Below are 20591 nucleotides of genomic sequence, written 5' to 3' on the forward strand. Positions count from 1 at the left end.
ATTATGAATATAATAACTAAAATTGAATTAGGCAAAAGAAATAAAGAGAGAGTAAATATTTATATTGATGAAGAATATGCTTTTTCTATAAGTGCAGAATTAGTTTATAAGGAAAACTTGAAAGTTAAGGATAAAATTAATGTTGAAAGTTTGAAAAAACTAGCGGATGAAGATAATTATATAAAGTGTAAAAATTCGGCACTTAGAATAATTGAAAGAACTTATAAAAGTGAGAAGGAGCTAAGAGATAAGTTAGCATTAAAGGGTTATGAGGACCATATAATTAAACGAACAATAAATTTCTTGAGAGAGTATAATTTATTAAATGACATAACTTATGCAAAGATGTATGTAAAAGATAGATCTAAAAATCAAGGGAAAAAGAAGATTAAATATACACTTATGCAAAAAGGAATAGATGAAAACATAATTGAGGAAGAACTAGAAAAATTAGATACAGATGAAATAAAAGAAGTTGTACATGAGATGGCATTAAAAAAATACAAGATTTTATGTAAAAGAGAAAATGATAATTATAAATTATCACAGAAATTATTTAGATTTTTAATGGGGAAGGGGTATGATTATGATTTGATTAAAGATGTTGTTAAGTCTGTAGTCAAATCAGCAGATTTGGAATAAAGGAGAAATCTTAATGAAGGAAATGCTCTCTTATGCAATATGTTTAGGTATAATGATATTAGGAATTACTAGTAGCGTGGAAAAAACATTTAAAAGACGAACAGTAAATTTTTCATTAGAACGGGTTCTTTATTATTTTTCTATATTGGTAAGTATTTTAGTGATAGCTTTAAAAATAGATGTAATACTTGAAAGTATTACTAAAATAGCTATGATAAGCAGTAACTTAAATGGAATATATAATGATATTTTTAAAATTACATTACTTGTAGTCTTATTCTTTATGATTCAGATTATTTTATATAAGATTTTAAAGATAATTTTAATGCCTATGTTTTCGAAGTTAAATAGACAAAATAGCATTTTACTGGTATTATTATCATCTACTTTAGGAGTTATAAAGGGTATCATATTTTTATCAATTATTTTTGTAGGTATAATTACTTATAATAATACAATAGGAATTTATAATAAAGTAGAAATATTTAATGAAAATAAGATATATGATGGATTAGCAGATATATTGGCAAGAAATACAAGTAAGCTTACAGAAGAAATAGTTGAGAATTTTCTTCCAGCTAGTAATATAGTGATATATTATAATGGAGTAACATTAGAAGAGGGAATTAAATCTACTGATAAAATTGACACTATGGCAATGGAATTAACTAAAAATGTTACCAATGATATTGATAAAGCACGAATATTATATTCGTGGATAGGTAGCAATTTGCAGTATGATTATGATAGGGCAGAAAAAGCATTAAATAATGAAAAGGTAGAGGATAGTGGAGCAATAACAGCCTTTAATAATAGAAGTGGAATTTGCTTTGATTATTCATGTCTTTATGTAGCCATGGCAAGGGCAGTAGACTTAAAGGTTAGATTATTAACAGGAACTGCATATGATGGATCACAATACGGACCACATGCATGGAATGAAGTATATATAAGTGAAATTGATAAATGGATACCATTAGATACTACTTTTTACTATGCAGGTGATTATTTTAATAATGATGATTTTTATGAAGACCATATTATTGATAGTATTGCAGGAGAGTGGTAAAGTAAAAGCGCTTTTATAGCGCTTTTTTATTTTTAGACATTATTAAGTTTATTGCTTTTTCACAATCCTTATCTGAAGCATCTAAAGCCCACGCTCTATTAAAATAAATTAATGCTTTATTAGTATTTTCTAGCATTGCGTAGCAGTATGCTAAATTAAAATAGTATTTACTTTCCTTTTGTATGCTTAATGCTTTTTTTAACATATCTATAGCAGAGTTAAAATCTTTAAGTTTTATATAGCATACACCAGCATTATAATAAGCACAACTTTCATTTTCACCAGCCTCAATTGATTCTATATAGTTTTCAATTGCTTTAGAATAATCTTTATTATTATAATATTTATTTCCTTCATTGAAGTAGCTCATAATACCCTCCTAAGTAGTTACTGTATTATTTTAATTATTGTCTATAAAATATAATATTATTCATAAAAAATTCTTATGTTAACAATATGGAATAAAAGTAAAAATATGGTATAATAGTCATGTGTAAAAAAGATTAGGAAGAGTGGTAAGAATGAAATGTTTTAAATTAGGAGTAGATGTAGGTTCAACAACAATAAAAGTCGTAGTTTTAAATTATTACAATAAAGTAATATATAGTGATTATAAAAGACACTTTTCAGATATTAAAACTGCTTTAAAACAAGCATTAAAAGAATGTATTGATAAAATAGGTAATGTTAATTTAAGAGTAACTGTTACAGGTTCAGGAGGAATTGCAGCATCAGAGTGGTTAAAGGCTGACTTTCAACAAGAAGTTATATCTTGTACAAAAGCTGTTGAAGAGTTTTTACATAAAACTGATGTTGTAATTGAACTTGGAGGTGAAGATGCAAAAATAACATACTTAAAAGATGGAGTAGATCAAAGAATGAATGGAACTTGTGCTGGTGGAACAGGTGCATTTATTGATCAAATGGCAATATTATTGAATACAGATGCAAAGGGATTAAATGAGCTATCAAAAGATTCAACTATTATATATCCAATAGCGTCAAGATGTGGTGTATTTGCAAAGACAGATGTTCAACCGCTTATTAATGAAGGGGCAAAGAGAAGTGATATTGCTGCTTCTATTTTTCAAGCTGTTGTAAATCAAACAATAAGTGGACTAGCATGCGGTAAACCAATACGTGGAAATGTAGCTTTTTTAGGAGGTCCATTACATTTTCTTGATGGGTTAACAAAAAGATTTATAGAAACTTTGAATTTAAAGAAAGGTGAATATATTATACCTAAAAATTCAGAGTTATATGTTGCTATTGGCGCAGCACTATTAGCAGATACTAAAGAAACAATAACATTAGCTCAGTTAATAGAAAATTTAGATAAGGTTAATTATAAAGATATAGTACATGATAATTTACCACCATTATTTGAAGATGAAAAAGAATACTTAGAATTTTTAAATAGGCATTCGGGTAATAGGGTAAAAAGAGGGGAAATATCAAATTATAGGGGAAATGTGTTTATTGGTATAGATGCAGGTTCTACAACTACTAAGTTAGCAGTAATAGGTGAAAATAATGAATTATTATATTCTAGCTATAACAATAATGAAGGAAGTCCATTAAATAAAACAGTTGATATATTGAAAGATTTATATAAAAAGCTTAGTAATAACATAACTATAGGTAAGGTTACAGTAACTGGATATGGAGAAGGATTAATAAAAGCAGCTTTAGGAGTAGATATAGGAGAGATAGAAACAGTTTGTCATTTTAAGGGTGCTAAATCATTTATGCCCAATGTAGATTTTATTTTAGATATTGGTGGACAAGATATGAAGGCTTTAATGATTAAGGATGGAGTAATAAACAATATTTTATTAAATGAAGCATGCTCATCAGGGTGTGGTTCATTTATAGAAGGATTTAGTAAATCGTTAAATATTTCAATAGATGAATTTGCAAAGCTTTCAATTAAAGCTAAAAAGCCAGTTGATTTAGGTTCTAGGTGTACGGTATTTATGAATTCTAAAGTAAAGCAAGTTCAAAAAGAAGGTGCTAGTGTTGGAGATATCTCAGCAGGCCTATGTTATTCAGTTATAAAAAATGCACTATATAAAGTTATAAAAATTAGAAATTTTGATGAATTGGGTAAAAATATAATTGTACAAGGTGGAACCTTTTATAACGATGGTGTATTAAGAAGTTTTGAAAAGTTAACAGGTGCTAATGTTATGAGACCGGATATAGCTGGATTAATGGGTGCTTATGGAGCTGCATTAATTAGTAAAGAAAACTATAAAGAAGGTGAGGTATCTACTTTAATAGGCGAGGATAAGCTAGAAAAATTTCACTTTAAAACCACTTGTTCTAGATGTGGGGGGTGTGGTAATAACTGTTTATTGACTATCAATAAGTTTGATAATGAAGAAAAATATATTACAGGAAATAGATGTGAAAGGCCATTAGGTAATAGTGCTAAGAAATTAGAGGTTCCTAATTTATATAAATATAAATTATCAAGAATTTTTAATTATAAACCATTATCAAAAGCTGAAGCAATTAGAGGTGAAATTGGTATACCAAGGGCTTTAAATATTTATGAAAATTATCCATTTTGGTTTACACTTTTAACAAAACTAAAATTTAGAGTTATAATTTCTCCATTTTCAAGTAAAAAAATATTTAATTTAGGAATAGAGACAATACCATCCGAATCAGTATGTTATCCAGCAAAACTAAGTCATGGTCATATAATGTCATTGATAAATAAAGGAATAAAGACTATATTCTATCCTTGTATACCTTATGAATATAAAGAAGATAATAAAGCAAATAATCATTATAATTGTCCAATTGTTACATCATATCCTCAAGTTATAAAGAATAATATAGATGAGTTGAATATAGAAGGTATAAAATATATTTCGCCATTTTTATCACTAGATAATAAGGAAAAGTTATATAAGATAATTTATGATGTATTTAAGGATTATAATATAACTATGAAAGAAGCTAAAATAGCTGTAGATGCTGCATTTAATGAAAGAGAACAAGTAATAAAAGATATAAGAAAAAAAGGTGAGGAAACATTAAAGTATATTGAAGAAAATAATATGAAGGGAATAGTTTTAAGTGGTAGACCTTATCATATAGATCAAGAAATAAACCATGGTTTAACAGATATAATTACTTCATATAATATGGCTGTATTTACTGAAGATAGTGTAGCACACTTAGGAAATCTAGATAGACCTATTAGAGTTGTAGATCAATGGATGTACCATACTAGGCTTTATAGAGCAGCAGCTTTTGTTAAAGAGAGAAACGACTTAGAATTAGTACAACTTACTTCCTTTGGTTGTGGATTAGATGCTGTAACAAGTGATCAGGTTTCAGAGATATTAGCATCAAATGGTAAGATGTATACACTAATAAAAATAGATGAGGGAAGTAATTTAGGAGCAGTAAAAATCAGAGTTAGATCTTTAAAAGCTGCTATGGAAGAAAGAGAAAAAAATAAAATAGAGCCTAAAGCAGTTGATAACAAGTATAACAAGGTTTTATTTACTAAGGAGATGAAGAAGGATTGGACAATTCTTGCTCCTCAAATGTCTCCAATACATTTTCAATTTATAGAAAGGGCAGCTAGGGCAGAGGGATATAATCTTGATGTATTACCTGCAAATGATAAAGAAGCTATAGAAGAAGGTGTAAAGTATGTTAATAATGATGCATGTTATCCATCCATTTTAGTAATAGGACAAATGATAAATGCATTAAAATCTGGCAAGTATGATCCGAAAAAAACAGCTGTAATAATAAGTCAAACTGGTGGTGGATGTAGAGCAACCAATTATATAGGCTTTTTAAAGAAGGGGTTAAGAGAAGCAGGATTTGAAGATGTACCTATAATATCATTAAACGTAATAGGAATGGAAAAGCAACCAGGGTTTACTATAAGTTATTCTCTTATAAAAAGGCTTATGATGGGAATTATATATGGAGATTTGTTTATGAGAGTACTTTATAGAGTAAGACCATATGAGAAGGTTCCAGGATCTGCAAATAAGTTATATGAATTTTGGAGAGAAAAAGCATTTGAAAATGTTTCTAATGGAAACAAGAGAGAAATGAATGAAAATATAAAAAACATAGTAGAAGCATTTGATAAATTAGAAATAAATAATATTAAAAAACCTAAAGTTGGAGTTGTAGGAGAAATACTAGTTAAATATCATCCAACAGCAAATAATAATATTGTTGATGTTTTAGAAAGTGAAGGTGCAGAAGTCGTAGTTCCTGAACTATTAGATTTCTTTTTATATTGTTGTTATAACTCTGAATTTAAAAGCAAATATTTATCTAGAAGTAATATTGTTAAAACTGCCTGTAATATAGCTATCACTTATATTGAATCATTTAGAAAGATTGTAATAAGAGAGCTACAAAAAAGCGAAAGGTTTGGAAGTCCAACTTCAATAAGCAATCTTGCGGAAAAGGCATCACAAGTAGTTTCATTAGGAAATCAAACTGGTGAGGGCTGGTTACTTACAGGAGAGATGATTGAATTAATTGAAAGTGATGTAAATAATATAGTATGTATTCAGCCATTTGCTTGTTTACCTAACCATGTTACAGGAAAAGGTATGATAAAAGCATTAAAAGCTAAATATCCATTTGCTAATATTATAGCAGTAGATTATGATCCAGGAGCATCAGAGGTTAATCAATTAAATAGAATTAAATTAATGATGTCAGTTGCATTTAAAAATATGAATGTAACACAATCAGGATATAAGTGTAGTGATGAAATAAAAATAGATATAAATACTTTAAGAACTAATAATATATAGAATACGAAGTATAAAAATAAAGAGAAATAAAAAATTCGACATTTTTTTATTTTCCTCTTTATTTTTTTTCTTGTCTTTAATATAATGTATTTATATTTTAATACGTTAAATTTGTAGCAGGAGAGATAGTATGAATGATAATAATCCATATATATTAGTTTTAGGGGCATCAATAGTTGATATTTTTGGTTTTTGTGGAAGAAGCTATGCACAAAGAGATTCAATTCCAGGGCATATAAAAATATCTTTTGGGGGCGTTTGTAGAAATATTGCTGAAAATCTAGCAAGAGTTGGAGTAAATACACAGTTTATTTCTACCTTAGGAGACGATGAAAATGGAAAGAGTATTTTAGAGCACTCTAAAAAATTTGGATATAATATGGAGAATTCTCTTTTCTTAGAAGGGGAAAGCACTCCTACATATCTAGCAATCTTAAACCATCAAGGGGAGATGGAATCTGCAGTTGTAGATATGGAAAGTTTAAATAAGATGGATGAAAGATTTGTAGATGAAAAGCATGAAGTTTTTGAAAATGCTGAATATACAATTGTTGATTCAGATAATCCAGCTTTATTAGAGTACATATTAAAAAAATACCAAGGTAAAAGTAAATTTATCTTAGATCCTGTATCTGCAAAGAAAGCAAAAAAGATTCGTCATTTAATAAAATACTTCCATACTATAAAGCCAAATAGATTTGAAACAGAAGCTTTATGTGGATTTAAAATTGAAACTAATGATGATTTAAAAAAAGCAGGTAGATTCTTTATAGAACAAGGTGTGAAAAATGTATTTATTAGTCTAGATGCAGATGGAATATATTATATAACTAGTGAAGGTGAAGAAGGAACATTAGCTTGTTGTGAGGCAATAGAGGTAAAAAATGTAACTGGGGCTGGAGATTCTTTTGTAGCTGGAATAGGGTATGGATATATGAATAACTTAAATATTAAGGATACACTTAAATATTCAGTTGCCATGTCAATAATAACAATTACTCATGAGGAAACAATAAATCCGAAAATTAGTCATGAATTAGTTGAAGACTTAGTTAATAGAACAAAGTGGAGAGAAAACTAAAAAATAATAAGACTTATTAGATATCATTAAAAGTTTAAGAACCAGTATGATAACTAATAGGTCTTATTTTTTACAGCCAATTTCCTTAAAATGTAAAAATATCAAAAAAGTGATATAATTATTTTGTAACTATAATTAGAAATTAAGCTGAAGTATTAAAGGATGAGGTAATATGAACCAGAATAGAAAGTTTATTGAGGTAAAAGGAATAGTTCAAGGAGTAGGTTTTAGACCATTTGTTTATAAATTAGCAAAATTAAATAATTTAGTTGGATGGGTAAATAATACAAGTAAAGGTGTAATGATAGATATCGAAGGTGATGAAAAGAATCTTAATAGTTTCATAGATGAATTAAATAACAATCCACCTCTTTTATCAAAAATTACTTCAATTAATATAATGAATATGGAGATTGTAGGATATAAAAATTTTATTATAAAAGAGAGTAATAATAAGTTAAATGCAACAACATATATTTCACCAGATTATTCAATATGCCCACAATGTAAGGAGGAAATATTTGATAAAAATAATAGACGATATAGATATCCTTTTACTAATTGTACAAACTGTGGACCAAGATTTTCAATAATAAAATCATTACCCTATGATAGAGTTTCTACTACGATGTATGATTTTAAAATGTGTAATAAATGTAAAAATGAATATAATAATCCAAGTAATAGAAGATTTCATGCAGAACCAAATGCATGTCCTGAATGCGGTCCAAGAGTATATATTATAGATAAATATAATAATGAAATAAAATGTACTGATTATTTCAGTAAAGTAATAAGTTTACTAAAGCAAGGTAATATATTTGCTATTAAGGGAATAGGTGGTTTTAATTTAGTCTGTGATAGCAAAAATGAAAAAACAATCAAAATATTAAGAGAAAGAAAGCATAGACCTAGTAAACCATTAGCAGTAATGATAAAAGATATAGAAACAGTAAAAAAATATTGTATTTTAAATAAGGACCAGGAGAAATTATTAAAAAGTAATAAAAAACCTATTGTTCTTTTGGAGAAAAGAGATAAAAATATCTTTCCAGAAAACTTATCACCTAATAATAGAAAGGTAGGGGTTATGTTACCATATACACCATTACATTATCTGTTATTTGATGATGAATTAGATAGTTTAGTTATGACTAGTGCTAATATTAGTGGAGAACCAATTATATATAAAAATGATGATGCAATTAAAAAGTTAAATAATATTGTGGACTATTTTTTAATTCATAATAGAGATATTTATATTAGTGTTGATGATTCAGTAAGTAATATTATTTTAGATGAAGAGAGGCTTATTAGGCTGGGAAGAGGCTATGCACCATATACCTTAAATATAAATACCGTTACTAAAATACTAGCATTAGGAACAGAGCTTAAAAACACAATTTCTCTAAGTAATAAAAATGATATTTTTATTAGCCAATATATAGGAGATTTAAAGAATATTGAAACAATAAATTCATTAGAAAAGGTAATAGAACATTTTAGTAAAATATATGATGTTATTCCAAGAGTTTTAGTATATGATAAGCATCCAGATTTTGAATATAGGAAGATTAAGTTAGGAACGCTTTTAAATTTAAATAAGGATATTAGGATAATAGAGACTCAACATCATCATAGTCATATTGTAAGTTGTATGGCTGAAAATAATATAAATACAGATGTTATTGGAATTGCATTTGACGGAACTGGATATGGAGAAGATAAAAGTATATGGGGAGGAGAATTCTTAATATGCAATAAGAGTAAGTTTAAAAGAGTAGGATATTTAGATGAATTTTATTTACCAGGTGGAGATAAGGCAATTAAGGAACCATGGAGAATAGGGCTTTCATTAATTTATAAGGTGTTTAAGGAGGATTTTAATCAGTTTATTCCTAAACATTTAAAAGATAAGGAGTATAACATAATAAGAGCTATGATTGATAGAAAAATAAATTCTCCAAAGACATCTAGTATGGGAAGATTCTTTGATGGAATTTCTGCTATATTAGGATTTAGTAAAGCAGTTACTTTTGAAGGAGAGGCTGCAATTAGTCTTGAAAATATATGTTCTGAAAAAAACAATGAAAGTTATGAATTTAAAATTAAAGAAATTGAAGAAAAATTTATTTTAGATTTTAGTCATATTATAAAAGGTATTATTTGTGATATTGATAGTAAAATTAATATTAATATTATAGCAAGGAAATTTCATAATACTATAATAAAAAGTACTATTGAAATAGCAATATATATTAGAGAAAAAACTAATATCAATACTGTTGTTATTAGTGGAGGTGTTTTTCAAAATCAAATATTATTTAAAGGTGTTGTTAAGGGACTAGAAAGACATAAATTTAATGTAGCAACTCATAAAATAATTCCTTGCAATGATAGTGGAGTAAGTTTAGGGCAATTAATAATTGCTAATGAATTATTAAAAGAAGAATTTAGGGGGGAGAATCATGTGCATAGCTGTTCCAGCAAATATTGAAGACATACTAGGAAATGATGCTATTGTAAACTACAATGGAGTTAAGGTTAAAGTTAATATAATGTTTATTGAAAATCCAAAAATAGGGGATTATGTATTGGTTCATGCAGGATGTGCAATTCAAAAAATTGATGAAAATTATGCAAAAGAAACTTTAGATATATTTAAGGAGTTAAGTTATGCTATAGAGGAGTGTAAATTTAATGGAAATATTAAAAGAGTTGAAAAATAGTAATATATCTCAAAATTTATTAAAAAATATAAATAGTAAATTCAACTTGGAAGTTTCTATTATGGAGGTTTGTGGAACACATACAAATGTAATATTAAAAAGTGGATTAAAAGATGTTTTAAATAATAATATTAAGCTTATAAATGGACCAGGATGTCCGGTTTGTGTGACACCACAGGGATATATAGATACTGCTATAGATTTGGCTAAAAGAAAAGATGTAATAATAACTACATTTGGAGATTTGATTAGAGTTCCAGGTAGTAAGAGCAACTTAGCTAAAGAGAAGGCTGAAGGAAGAGATATAAGAGTTGTATATTCGCCTTTAGATAGTATAAAAATAGCAGAAGAAAATAGTGAAAAAGAGATAGTGTTTTTATCAATTGGATTTGAGACCACTGCACCTATTATAGCTCTTAGTATAAAAATAGCAAAAGAGAAAGGTATAAAAAATTATTCAGTATTAAATAGTTTAAAGACAATGCCAGAGGCAATGGAATCTTTAGTATTAAATCCTGATGTTAAGATAGATGGATTTTTATGCCCAGGTAATGTTGCTACTATAATAGGAGAAAAACCTTTTGCAGATATAGCTAATAAGTATAAAATTCCAATGGTTATTAGTGGATTTGAGGTAAATGATATTTTAGCATCTATATACATGTTAATTGAAATGAAAGAAAAGAATGAATATGGTTTAGTAAATTTATACAGTAGGTTAGTGAAGAAAGAGGGAAATAAAGAAGCAAAGAAATTACTAAGTAGTATTTTTGATTTAACTGAAAGTACCTGGAGAGGATTGGGAAAAGTTAATAATGCTGGATTAAAAATAAATAATGAATATAGAAATTTTGATGTTTTATATAAATTTAAAATAAGTATGAAGGAAAACTATGAAAATAATGGATGTTCCTGTGGAGATGTGTTAATAGGAATTAAAGAACCAACAGAATGTAAATTGTTTGGAAGTGTGTGTACTCCGTTAAATCCTATCGGAGCATGTATGGTATCAGAGGAGGGTACTTGTTCAGCATTTTATAAATATAGATAGATGTAAGAGGTGTTTTATATGGAGATAATAACTTTATCACATGGTAGTGGAGGTAAGGCAACTAACAAATTAATAAATAACTTATTTTATAAATATTTTAATAATGAAATTTTATTGCAAAAGAATGATTCAAGTGTTTTGCCATTTATAAATGGAAGAATAGCAATGTCTACAGATTCTTTTGTAATAAATCCAATATTTTTTGAAGGTGGAGATATAGGGAAATTAGCTATTTGTGGTACTATAAATGATATATGTATGAGTGGTGCAAAGCCTTTATATATATCGGTTGGATTTATAATAGAAGAAGGGCTACCTATTAATGATCTTGAAAAGATTGTACAATCTATGTCTAAAACTGCTAAGGAAGCTGGCATTAAGATTGTTACAGGTGATACAAAGGTAGTTGAAAAGGGTAGTTGTGATAAAATCTATATTAATACTACAGGTATAGGAGTAGTTGAAAGTAATAACACTTACTTAAGCGGAGATAATGTAAAAGATGGGGATATGATAATAATAAGTGGTACATTAGGTGATCATGGTATGTGTATTATGAATAAGAGAGAAAACCTAGGTTTTGAAAGTAGTATTAAAAGTGATTGTTGTTTATTAAATAAATTAATAGAAGATATATTATCTGTTAGTAATAAGGTTAAAGTGTTAAGAGATCCAACTAGAGGTGGATTAGCAACTACTTTAAATGAAATTATAGAACATAGTAATATTAGTATGGAAATAGAAGAAGATTTTATACCAGTAAAGCCAGAAGTAGCCGCTATGTGTGAAATTTTAGGACTTGATCCATTATTTATTGCAAATGAAGGTAAATTAGTGGTAATAGTAGATGAAAGTGATGTAAATAATGTACTAAATATAATGAAAAATAACCCAGTGGGAAAGGATTCTGTTTTATTAGGAAAAGCAATAGATGATGGAAAAAATAAGTTATACTTAAAAACTAATATTGGTGGAAGAAGAATTGTAAATATGCCAGAAGGCGAGATGCTAGTAAGAATATGTTAGAAATTTATAATTAATAATCTAAGAACCTATTAAGTAATAATTGAATAATATAAATATGTAGAGTACTTATAATAAGTACTCTAATTTTATACAAAAGAGTAGGTACTTGATATGTATATTGATATTTATCATATTTTATATGGAATAGAATGTGGAATGTATAGATATATAGGAGCAGGTTCAGCTAGAAAAGTTTATGATTTAAATAATGGGTTTGTAATAAAAATTGCTAGAAATATTAAAGGAATAGCTCAAAATGAAGCTGAATTTTTGATTTCAAATGATGATGAATCTTCTTTATTTGCAAAAGTTTACTTTTTATCTGATGATTATAAATATTTAATTATGGAAAAAGCTAATGGTATTAAAAGTGAAAAAGAACTTTTAAATTATTTTAAAATTCAAAATAAAAAGCAGTTAAAAAGTAATGAAGATATTAAAGAAGTTCATGATAAATATAATTTAGTTTGGGCAGATTTATATAAATTTACTAGTTGGGGTAAAATTAAAGATAAATTAGTGTTAATTGATTATGGATATACAAAAGAAATATACAATAAGTTTTATAAGAAAATAGATTAAGAAATATGAAACCACAGTATAAAACTTTTAAATTTTATACTGTGGTTTTTATGCATTAATTTAATGAAATAAGTTTGCAATGCTTTTTTAAGACTATATTTAACAGTTCTTAAATTTGGAGGAGGATTAATTTTTTCACATTTTGACATGTTACCATTTCCTAGTTTAATCATTTGTGTAAATACTATATAGTACATAATATGAGTAGATATACAAAGGGTGAATAATAACAAAAATACAAATTATACTTCTATTTAATATACTCGTAAATGAGTATTAAACTAAAAACAAGAACAAATGGAAAACATCTAATAGGATAATAGACAAAGAGAAGGAAAGAATATTAATGAGGTGATATTATGGGAAATAAAATGAAAAAGACAAAACATCAACATAAAAATATAAATCATAATCCACAAGTAGAAAGTGTAAAAGCATGTTTTGGAGAGCCTAAAGCAAAAACATATGACCCAACTGACTTTAATATTTAAATAGGAGTTATAAATATATGGATAAATATGATTATATATTTAGATGGTTAAAAAATGCATCAAAACCAGAACGTCATATTGATGAAATGGAACACTTTGCTAAAAAACATCCTATAATTTTTATGAAATTTCATAAAGAATCTGGGGCCATTGTAAAATATGAAGAAAATGACCCTAAATATATTAAAGCCAAGGAAGAATTAATTAAATTATTTGATGAAAATGAAGAGGATTTTAAAACTGTATTTAATGCAGTAAAAAGTAAATTTAATTATTAGAATATGAGGTAAAATTTATGGATAATAATAAAAATAGAATGAAGGATAGACCTAAGTCTAAAAATGAGTTAAGAAAAATTGACCCAACTGGAAATTCAGAAGTTGGAATAGAAAATGGAGAAAGAATAGGTGCTCATGCACATAATAAAAAGAACTATAAAACCTATGAATGGATGCAAGATAAATAAAAATCATATATAAAGTTAAAAAGGTTATACAAAACAAATGTATAGCCTTTTATTTATTATATTATGAAGATACAATAAAAAAGCTGTATTATAAAAATTAAAAACTTGATATTATAAAGTTTCATTACTATAATTACCATATAAAACATATGAAATATAGAGAGAAATTTTTTTGATAAGTTGAAAATTTCTAAAATATATACTTGTCTAAATTTAAAATTAAGGTGGGATAATAATGGAAACTAAAATCATAGCAGAAAAAAAAGAAAAAGTTAAAATAAAAAAGCCGAAACAATATAAAGTTGTTATGCATAATGATGATTTTACAACTATGGAATTTGTAGTTAATATATTAATGACAATTTTTAAGAAAGATATAAATACATCAAATAAAATAATGATGGATGTTCACAAATTAGGAAGAGGAATAGTTGGAGTTTATCCTTATGATATTGCAACTACTAAGGTAGCAATGGCGTTAGATATGGCGAAGGAAGAAGGCTTTCCTTTTAATATAACTATTGAGGAGGCTTAGTTCATGGAAATAACAAGAGAGGTAAATAATATTTTAGTTGAGGCATACGAATTTGCTAAAAAGAATAATCATGAATTTGTAACTGCAGAGCATATATTATATGCAATGACATTTGAAGAAAGATTTATTGAAGTTATAAAAGAATTAGAAGGTGATATTGATAAACTTAGAAGGGATTTATTAGATTACTTAAATAATTATATTGAAATAGATGAAAGTGGAAAAATACAAGAAAGTTATAATTTTCAACAAGTTATTTTAAGAGCAAGTGAACAATCTATTTATGCAAGTAGTAATAGCATTTCAATGGAGCATATTATATCAGCAATTTATGATTTAGAACATAGTTATGCACAGTATTATTTATTAGAACAAGGAATAGAAAAAAGAGAATTACTGTATAAGCTTTGTCATGATCAGATTGATGATACTTACTATATTAATGATGATAAAGATGATAATGAAGATTTAGATAATAAGGAAAGAGAAAGTCAAAAAAAGGAACCACTTATTAAAAGTTTAACTAGCAATTTAAATGAATATGTTAAAAATGAGTATACTGATCCACTTATAGGTAGAGATGAAATATTAAATAGAACAATACAAATTCTTTGTAGAAGAACTAAAAACAATCCTATACATGTAGGTGAGCCGGGTGTAGGAAAAACAGCTATAACTCTTGGATTAGCAAGACTTATAAATGAAGGAAAAGTTCCTGAAAAGATAAAAAATGCAGAAATTTTTTCATTAGATATAGGAGCAACTTTAGCTGGAACTAAATATAGAGGAGATTTTGAAGAAAGAATAAAAAAGGTGCTAAATGAAATTAGCAATCATGAAAATCCTATAGTTTATATTGATGAAATCCATACAATTGTAGGAGCAGGTGCAATTGGTGGTGGCTCTTTAGATACATCTAATCTTTTAAAACCATATTTAATGGATGGAAAGATAAAGTTTATAGGAGCTACAACATTTGATGAATATAAGAAGTATTTTGAAAAAGATAAAGCATTAAGTAGAAGATTTCAAACAATAGAGGTTAAAGAAACTTCGGTAGAAGAAACAATTAAAATAATAGAAGGTCTTAAGAGTAATTATGAAACTTATCATAATGTAAAATATACTAATGAAGCAATTAAGGTAGCTGTTGAATTAAGTAGTAAATATATAAATGATAGATTTTTACCAGATAAGGCAATAGATATTATTGATGAAGCTGGATCCTATATTTCTATGAATAGAAAGGATTCAAATGAAAAGATAATTGATGAAAAAACAATTGAAGAAGTTATATCAAAAGTATGTCATATACCAAAGAATACAGTTGAGAAAGATGAAATTTCATCTTTAAAAGAACTAGAAGATAATTTGGAAAAAAATATTTTTGGACAAAATAAAGCAATTCATGAAGTTGTAAGATGCATTAAAATGTCTAGAGCTGGACTTAATGAAGAAAACAAGCCTATAAGCTCACTTCTATTTGTTGGACCTACTGGAGTTGGAAAGACTCAACTTTCTAAAACTTTAGCAGAAAGCTTAGGTGTTAAGCTTATAAGATTTGATATGAGTGAATATTCAGAAAAGCATGCAGCTGCAAAGCTTATAGGAGCGCCTCCAGGATATGTTGGATATGAGGAGGGAGGACTTTTAACTGATACAATTAGAAAAAATCCATATTGTGTTTTATTGTTAGATGAAGTTGAAAAAGCACATCCAGATATATTAAATGTCTTACTTCAAGTTATGGATTATGCTACTTTGAGTGATAATCAGGGAAGAAAAGCTGACTTTAGAAATGTAGTATTAATTATGACTTCTAATGCTGGTGCAAAAAATATTGGTAAGAGTGTTATTGGATTTGGAGAAAGAGTAATTAAAGGTGAAGCTATAATGGAAGAAGTCAAAAAATTCTTCAGCCCTGAATTTAGAAATAGACTTGATAAAATAGTTGTGTTTAATCATTTAAATAATGAAATGGCATTAGATATTGCCAGAAAAGAACTTAATAAATTTAATGAACAACTGTTAAAGAAAAATGTTAAAGTGAATTTTGATGATAAGTGTATTTCTTTTGTAGCTAATAAAGGTGTTTCTCAGGAATATGGTGCAAGAGAAATAATAAGAATTATAAACCAAGAGATTAAACCTATGCTAGTTGATGAAATATTATTTGGAAGCTTAAATAAGGGGGGAGAAATAACTTTAGATGTTAAGGATAATAAATTTATTTATAAATAATATTATATAAATTTTAGTTCAACTTATTAAATAACCTCATATGTTCTGATTATAAATAATATAAATAATTATAATTAAGAATATATGGGGGTAAAAAATGGATAACATATTGAATATTGAAAAATGTAAAATTTGTGGTGGATTAGTAAGAGTAGAAAATAATATTTATGGTCTAAGTAAGGTTTGTACTTGTTGTGGGTATTACTATAATAAAGAAAAGCTAAATAATGAAGAGAAATATAAATTTGATGAATGTAGTGATATTATAATTGAAACAGAGTATTTAAATCCATGTGGAGCCTATAAATTAGTAACTTTAAGTGGAATTGCAAAGTCAGGAACATTAGGTGAAAATTTAAGTGAAGAAGAAGTATTAAATATGTTTAACTTTAAAGATATATCTAGATTGGATATGAATAAGACTTATATTAACTATAGAAATATAGAAACTAATGAATTTAAAGTTATTTTTGGGAATGGTAAACCAGAAAGTTATGATGAGTTTGTTGAAACTATAGAAAAATAGTTTATATTAGAAATAATTTTAAATTTATAACACATTTGTTGACAAAGAGAAAAAAATATCATAATATAAGAACAAATAAATATTTAAAAACAGTGATAAAGAGGAGTAAGGAATAGGACGTATTAAGAGAGGAAGGTCTAGGGTGTAAGCCTTCTATATGAAATATCCTGAAGGTAGCTTTTGAGTTTCTTTGGTGAAATAGTAGTAGTCAAAGACGGCTTTATAGTCGTTATTAAAATAAGATCTAAGTTGTTTAAAATGAAGTATCTACTTATTTTTCGTAGATGTAAGCTCATTTATTCAAATCAAGGTTTGGAGAGTCACTTAGGAATAAAGGTGGTACCACGAGTCTTCGTCCTTTTTAGGACTAAGGCTTTTTTTTATGTCTATAAAAATATAAAATTATGATGGTATTGATATAGACTTAAAAATAAAATTATGGATAGTATAATTAAAGTAATATTATTTTGTATTTATTTTATTGAATGAAATAGTAATTTAAATATTTATTTTAAATTTGTAAAGTGGTCTTAATATAAGAACTTTAAATATAAAAAACTATTCAGGAGGTTTTATTGATGGAAGAAAAGAAAAATTTAGCCACAACGTATAATCCAAAAGAATTTGAAGAAAGAATTTATAAAACATGGGAAGAAAAGAAATATTTCACTCCTGTTGTTGATAAAACTAAGAAGCCATTTTCAATTGTAATGCCACCACCAAATATAACTGGTAGACTTCATTTAGGGCATGCTCTTGATAATACACTTCAAGATATGCTTATAAGATTTAAGAGAATGCAAGGTTACTGTACTTTATGGTTACCAGGGCAAGACCATGCTTCTATAGCAACTGAAGTTAAAGTTGAAAATGAATTATTAAAGCAAGGTTTAGTTAAGAAAGAAATGGGAAGAGAAGCATTCCTAGAAAAAGTTTGGGAATGGTCTGATGAATATAGAGGTCATATAAGAGAGCAACTTAAAAAGATGGGTGTTTCTGCTGATTTTTCAAGAGAAGCTTTCACAATGGATGAAAACTTAAATAAAGCTGTAAGAACTGTATTTGTTAAGTTATACAACGAAGGACTTATATACCAAGGAAATAGAATAACAAACTGGTGTCCAAAATGTACAACAGCATTATCAGATGCAGAAATTGAATACGAAGAAAAAGAAGGTAGCTTCTGGCACATTAATTATCCACTAGCTGATGGTTCAGGATTCTTAGAAATAGCGACTACAAGACCAGAAACATTACTTGGAGATACTGCAGTTGCTGTTAATCCAAATGATGATAGATTTAAACATTTAATAGGTAAAACATTAAAATTACCGCTAACTGATAGAGAAATACCAGTAGTTGGTGATGAATATGTTGATATAGAATTTGGAACAGGAGCAGTTAAAATAACTCCAGCACATGATCCTAACGATTTTGAAGTTGGTAAGAGACATAACCTTCCAATAATCAGAGTAATGGATGACCATGGTGTAATTAATGAATTAGGTGGAAAATATCAAGGTTTAGATAGATATGAAGCTAGAAAGCAAATGGTTAAGGATTTAGATGAGCAAGGATTACTTGTTAAAGTTAAACCTCATACTCACAATGTTGGAACACATGATAGATGTGGAACTGTTGTTGAGCCAATAGTTTCAAAACAATGGTATGTTAAGATGGAATCTTTAGCAAAACCTGCTATTGATGTAGTTAGAAATGGAAAGACTAAGTTCGTTCCAGAAAGATTTGATAAAATATATTACAACTGGATGGAAAATATTCAAGACTGGTGTATTTCAAGACAATTATGGTGGGGACATAGAATACCTGTATTCTACTGTAATGACTGTAATCATATGATGGTTGAAGTTGATGCACCATGTAAGTGTTCAAAATGTGGTTCTGAAAACTTAAGACAAGATGAAGATGTACTTGATACTTGGTTCTCATCTGCATTATGGCCTTTCTCAACTTTAGGTTGGCCAGAAAAAACAGAAGACTTAGATTTCTTCTATCCAACTAATGTTTTAGTTACTGGATATGACATCATATTCTTCTGGGTTGCTAGAATGATATTCTCAGGAATACACAATATGGATGAAACTCCATTTGATACAGTATTAATCCACGGTATTATAAGAGATGCTGAAGGAAGAAAGATGAGTAAGTCTTTAGGAAATGGTGTTGATCCATTAGAAGTTATTGATGAATATGGTGCAGATGCATTAAGATTCATGCTTGTTACTGGTAACTCTCCAGGTAATGATATAAGATATATTCCAGAAAGAGTTGAAGCAGCAAGAAACTTTGCTAACAAGATGTGGAATGCATCAAGATTCGTTATGATGAACTTAGATAAAGAAGTAATGAATAAATATGCTGATTGCAAAGAGTACAGCTTAGCTGATAGATGGATATTATCTCAAATGAATACTTTAGTTAAAGAAGTAACTGAAAACATGGAAAAATACGAGTTAGGTATTGCTCTTCAAAAGGTTTATGACTTTATGTGGACTGAATTCTGTGACTGGTATATAGAACTTGTTAAACCAGTATTCTTTAGTGATGATGAAAAAGCTAAGGGAGTAGTTTATAATGTATTATACACTGTATTAACTACAGGATTAAAATTATTACACCCAGTAATGCCATTCATTACAGAAGAAATTTATACTACTTTAACAGATGGAGAATCTATAACAATTTCTTCATGGCCAGAATATGCTGAAGATTTAGCAGATAGCAAGGCAGAAAAGGATATGGAATTTGTTATTGAAGCTATTAAGGGATTAAGAAATGTAAGAGCTGAAATGAATGTTCCACCATCAAGAAAAGCAAAAGTAATTTGCTATATTTCTGATAAAGCTAAAGATGCATTTACTGCTGGTATTCCTTATATGGAAAAACTAGGTTCAGCTTCAGAAGTTGAATTTATAGCTGATAAATCATTAGTTCCTGAAAATGCAGTATCATTAGTAGTTAAGGGTGGAGAATTATTTATGCCACTTTTAGACTTAGTTGATAAGGAAAAGGAACTTGAAAGATTAAATAAAGAAAAGAAAAAATTAGAAGGTGAAGTAACAAGAATAGAAAAGAAACTTTCTAATGCAGGATTTGTAGCTAAAGCTCCAGAAGCAGTAATAAATGGTGAAAAAGAAAAGCTAGTTAAGTATCAAGAAATGCTTGATGCAGTATTAGTTAGAATAGATACTTTAAAATAGTTTTAAGTTAACATTTTGGCAAGTGACAAGTTTATAGGCTTTGTCACCTGCCATTTTTATTATTATTACTTTTTGTAGGGGACTTCTATTTGTTTCTATTTGTGTCTTTGTATTACCATT

Annotated in this window: 17 protein-coding genes and 1 other annotated feature; of the genes, 16 read left to right on the top strand and 1 reads right to left on the bottom strand. The window is 27.5% G+C overall.

Going from position 1 to position 20591, the window contains the following annotated elements; translation table 11 throughout:
- The first annotated feature begins 3 nt into the window (after window positions 1-3).
- Both recX and Q0G30_RS00295 read left to right on the top strand, forming a co-directional pair.
- Window positions 4-642: a recombination regulator RecX gene (recX, locus tag Q0G30_RS00290; RefSeq protein WP_294385048.1), complete on the top strand. Its 639-nt coding sequence runs from the start codon at window positions 4-6 to the stop codon at window positions 640-642.
- A 13-nt stretch (window positions 643-655) separates the two neighbouring features.
- The gene (locus Q0G30_RS00295) at window positions 656-1711 is read left to right on the top strand and encodes a transglutaminase-like domain-containing protein (RefSeq protein WP_294385050.1); all 1056 of its coding nucleotides are present in this window, start codon (window positions 656-658) and stop codon (window positions 1709-1711) included.
- A gap of 13 nt (window positions 1712-1724) precedes the next feature.
- Here the strand turns inward: Q0G30_RS00295 and Q0G30_RS00300 are convergent, their stop codons facing one another.
- The gene (locus Q0G30_RS00300; RefSeq protein ID WP_195467647.1) at window positions 1725-2081 is read right to left on the bottom strand and encodes a tetratricopeptide repeat protein; all 357 of its coding nucleotides are present in this window, start codon (window positions 2079-2081) and stop codon (window positions 1725-1727) included.
- 151 nt (window positions 2082-2232) lie between these two features.
- On the opposite strand from Q0G30_RS00300, the gene Q0G30_RS00305 reads away from it, so the two are divergent.
- The 14 genes from Q0G30_RS00305 (at window position 2233) to Q0G30_RS00370 (ending at window position 20471) form a co-directional block, all read left to right on the top strand.
- Window positions 2233-6522, top strand: a complete 4290-nt coding sequence (locus Q0G30_RS00305) for a 2-hydroxyacyl-CoA dehydratase (protein ID WP_294385053.1) — start codon at window positions 2233-2235, stop codon at window positions 6520-6522.
- Between the two features lie 130 nt (window positions 6523-6652).
- A complete protein-coding gene (locus tag Q0G30_RS00310; RefSeq protein WP_294385055.1) occupies window positions 6653-7603 on the top strand; it encodes a carbohydrate kinase family protein in 951 nt (316 codons plus the stop codon).
- A gap of 172 nt (window positions 7604-7775) precedes the next feature.
- On the top strand, window positions 7776-10100 hold the full coding sequence (hypF, locus tag Q0G30_RS00315; protein ID WP_294385057.1) for a carbamoyltransferase HypF: 2325 nt from the start codon (window positions 7776-7778) through the stop codon (window positions 10098-10100).
- The gene (locus Q0G30_RS00320; protein WP_294385058.1) at window positions 10072-10332 is read left to right on the top strand and encodes a HypC/HybG/HupF family hydrogenase formation chaperone; all 261 of its coding nucleotides are present in this window, start codon (window positions 10072-10074) and stop codon (window positions 10330-10332) included. The genes hypF and Q0G30_RS00320 overlap by 29 nt, the downstream gene beginning before the upstream one ends.
- Window positions 10304-11383 (top strand): hydrogenase formation protein HypD, encoded by a 1080-nt coding sequence (hypD, locus tag Q0G30_RS00325; RefSeq protein ID WP_294385059.1) that lies wholly within the window; start codon window positions 10304-10306, stop codon window positions 11381-11383. Before Q0G30_RS00320 ends, hypD begins: the two co-directional genes overlap by 29 nt.
- An 18-nt stretch (window positions 11384-11401) precedes the next feature.
- The gene (hypE, locus tag Q0G30_RS00330) at window positions 11402-12409 is read left to right on the top strand and encodes a hydrogenase expression/formation protein HypE (RefSeq protein ID WP_294385061.1); all 1008 of its coding nucleotides are present in this window, start codon (window positions 11402-11404) and stop codon (window positions 12407-12409) included.
- A 111-nt stretch (window positions 12410-12520) separates the two neighbouring features.
- Window positions 12521-12991: a hypothetical protein gene (locus Q0G30_RS00335; protein ID WP_294385063.1), complete on the top strand. Its 471-nt coding sequence runs from the start codon at window positions 12521-12523 to the stop codon at window positions 12989-12991.
- A gap of 359 nt (window positions 12992-13350) precedes the next feature.
- Window positions 13351-13482, top strand: a complete 132-nt coding sequence (locus tag Q0G30_RS00340; protein ID WP_294385064.1) for a CPC_1213 family protein — start codon at window positions 13351-13353, stop codon at window positions 13480-13482.
- 17 nt (window positions 13483-13499) lie between these two features.
- Window positions 13500-13760, top strand: coding sequence for a hypothetical protein (locus Q0G30_RS00345; RefSeq protein WP_195467639.1), 261 nt, complete (start codon window positions 13500-13502; stop codon window positions 13758-13760).
- Between the two features lie 17 nt (window positions 13761-13777).
- On the top strand, window positions 13778-13948 hold the full coding sequence (locus Q0G30_RS00350) for a hypothetical protein (protein WP_195467638.1): 171 nt from the start codon (window positions 13778-13780) through the stop codon (window positions 13946-13948).
- A 235-nt stretch (window positions 13949-14183) separates the two neighbouring features.
- On the top strand, window positions 14184-14483 hold the full coding sequence (locus Q0G30_RS00355) for an ATP-dependent Clp protease adaptor ClpS (RefSeq protein ID WP_291656711.1): 300 nt from the start codon (window positions 14184-14186) through the stop codon (window positions 14481-14483).
- A gap of 3 nt (window positions 14484-14486) precedes the next feature.
- Window positions 14487-16724, top strand: coding sequence for an ATP-dependent Clp protease ATP-binding subunit ClpA (gene clpA, locus Q0G30_RS00360; protein ID WP_294385066.1), 2238 nt, complete (start codon window positions 14487-14489; stop codon window positions 16722-16724).
- A 97-nt stretch (window positions 16725-16821) separates the two neighbouring features.
- Window positions 16822-17250 carry a hypothetical protein gene (locus Q0G30_RS00365; protein WP_294385067.1) on the top strand — a complete coding sequence of 143 codons (429 nt, stop codon included), beginning with the start codon at window positions 16822-16824 and terminating at the stop codon, window positions 17248-17250.
- An 83-nt stretch (window positions 17251-17333) separates the two neighbouring features.
- Window positions 17334-17613, top strand: a binding site (T-box leader).
- Window positions 17614-17828: 215 nt separating this feature from the next.
- The gene (locus tag Q0G30_RS00370; RefSeq protein ID WP_294385069.1) at window positions 17829-20471 is read left to right on the top strand and encodes a valine--tRNA ligase; all 2643 of its coding nucleotides are present in this window, start codon (window positions 17829-17831) and stop codon (window positions 20469-20471) included.
- The last annotated feature ends 120 nt before the right edge of the window (window positions 20472-20591 follow it).

It is taken from the genome of uncultured Clostridium sp., from assembly GCF_934754925.1.
GTDB lineage: Bacteria > Bacillota > Clostridia > Clostridiales > Clostridiaceae > Clostridium.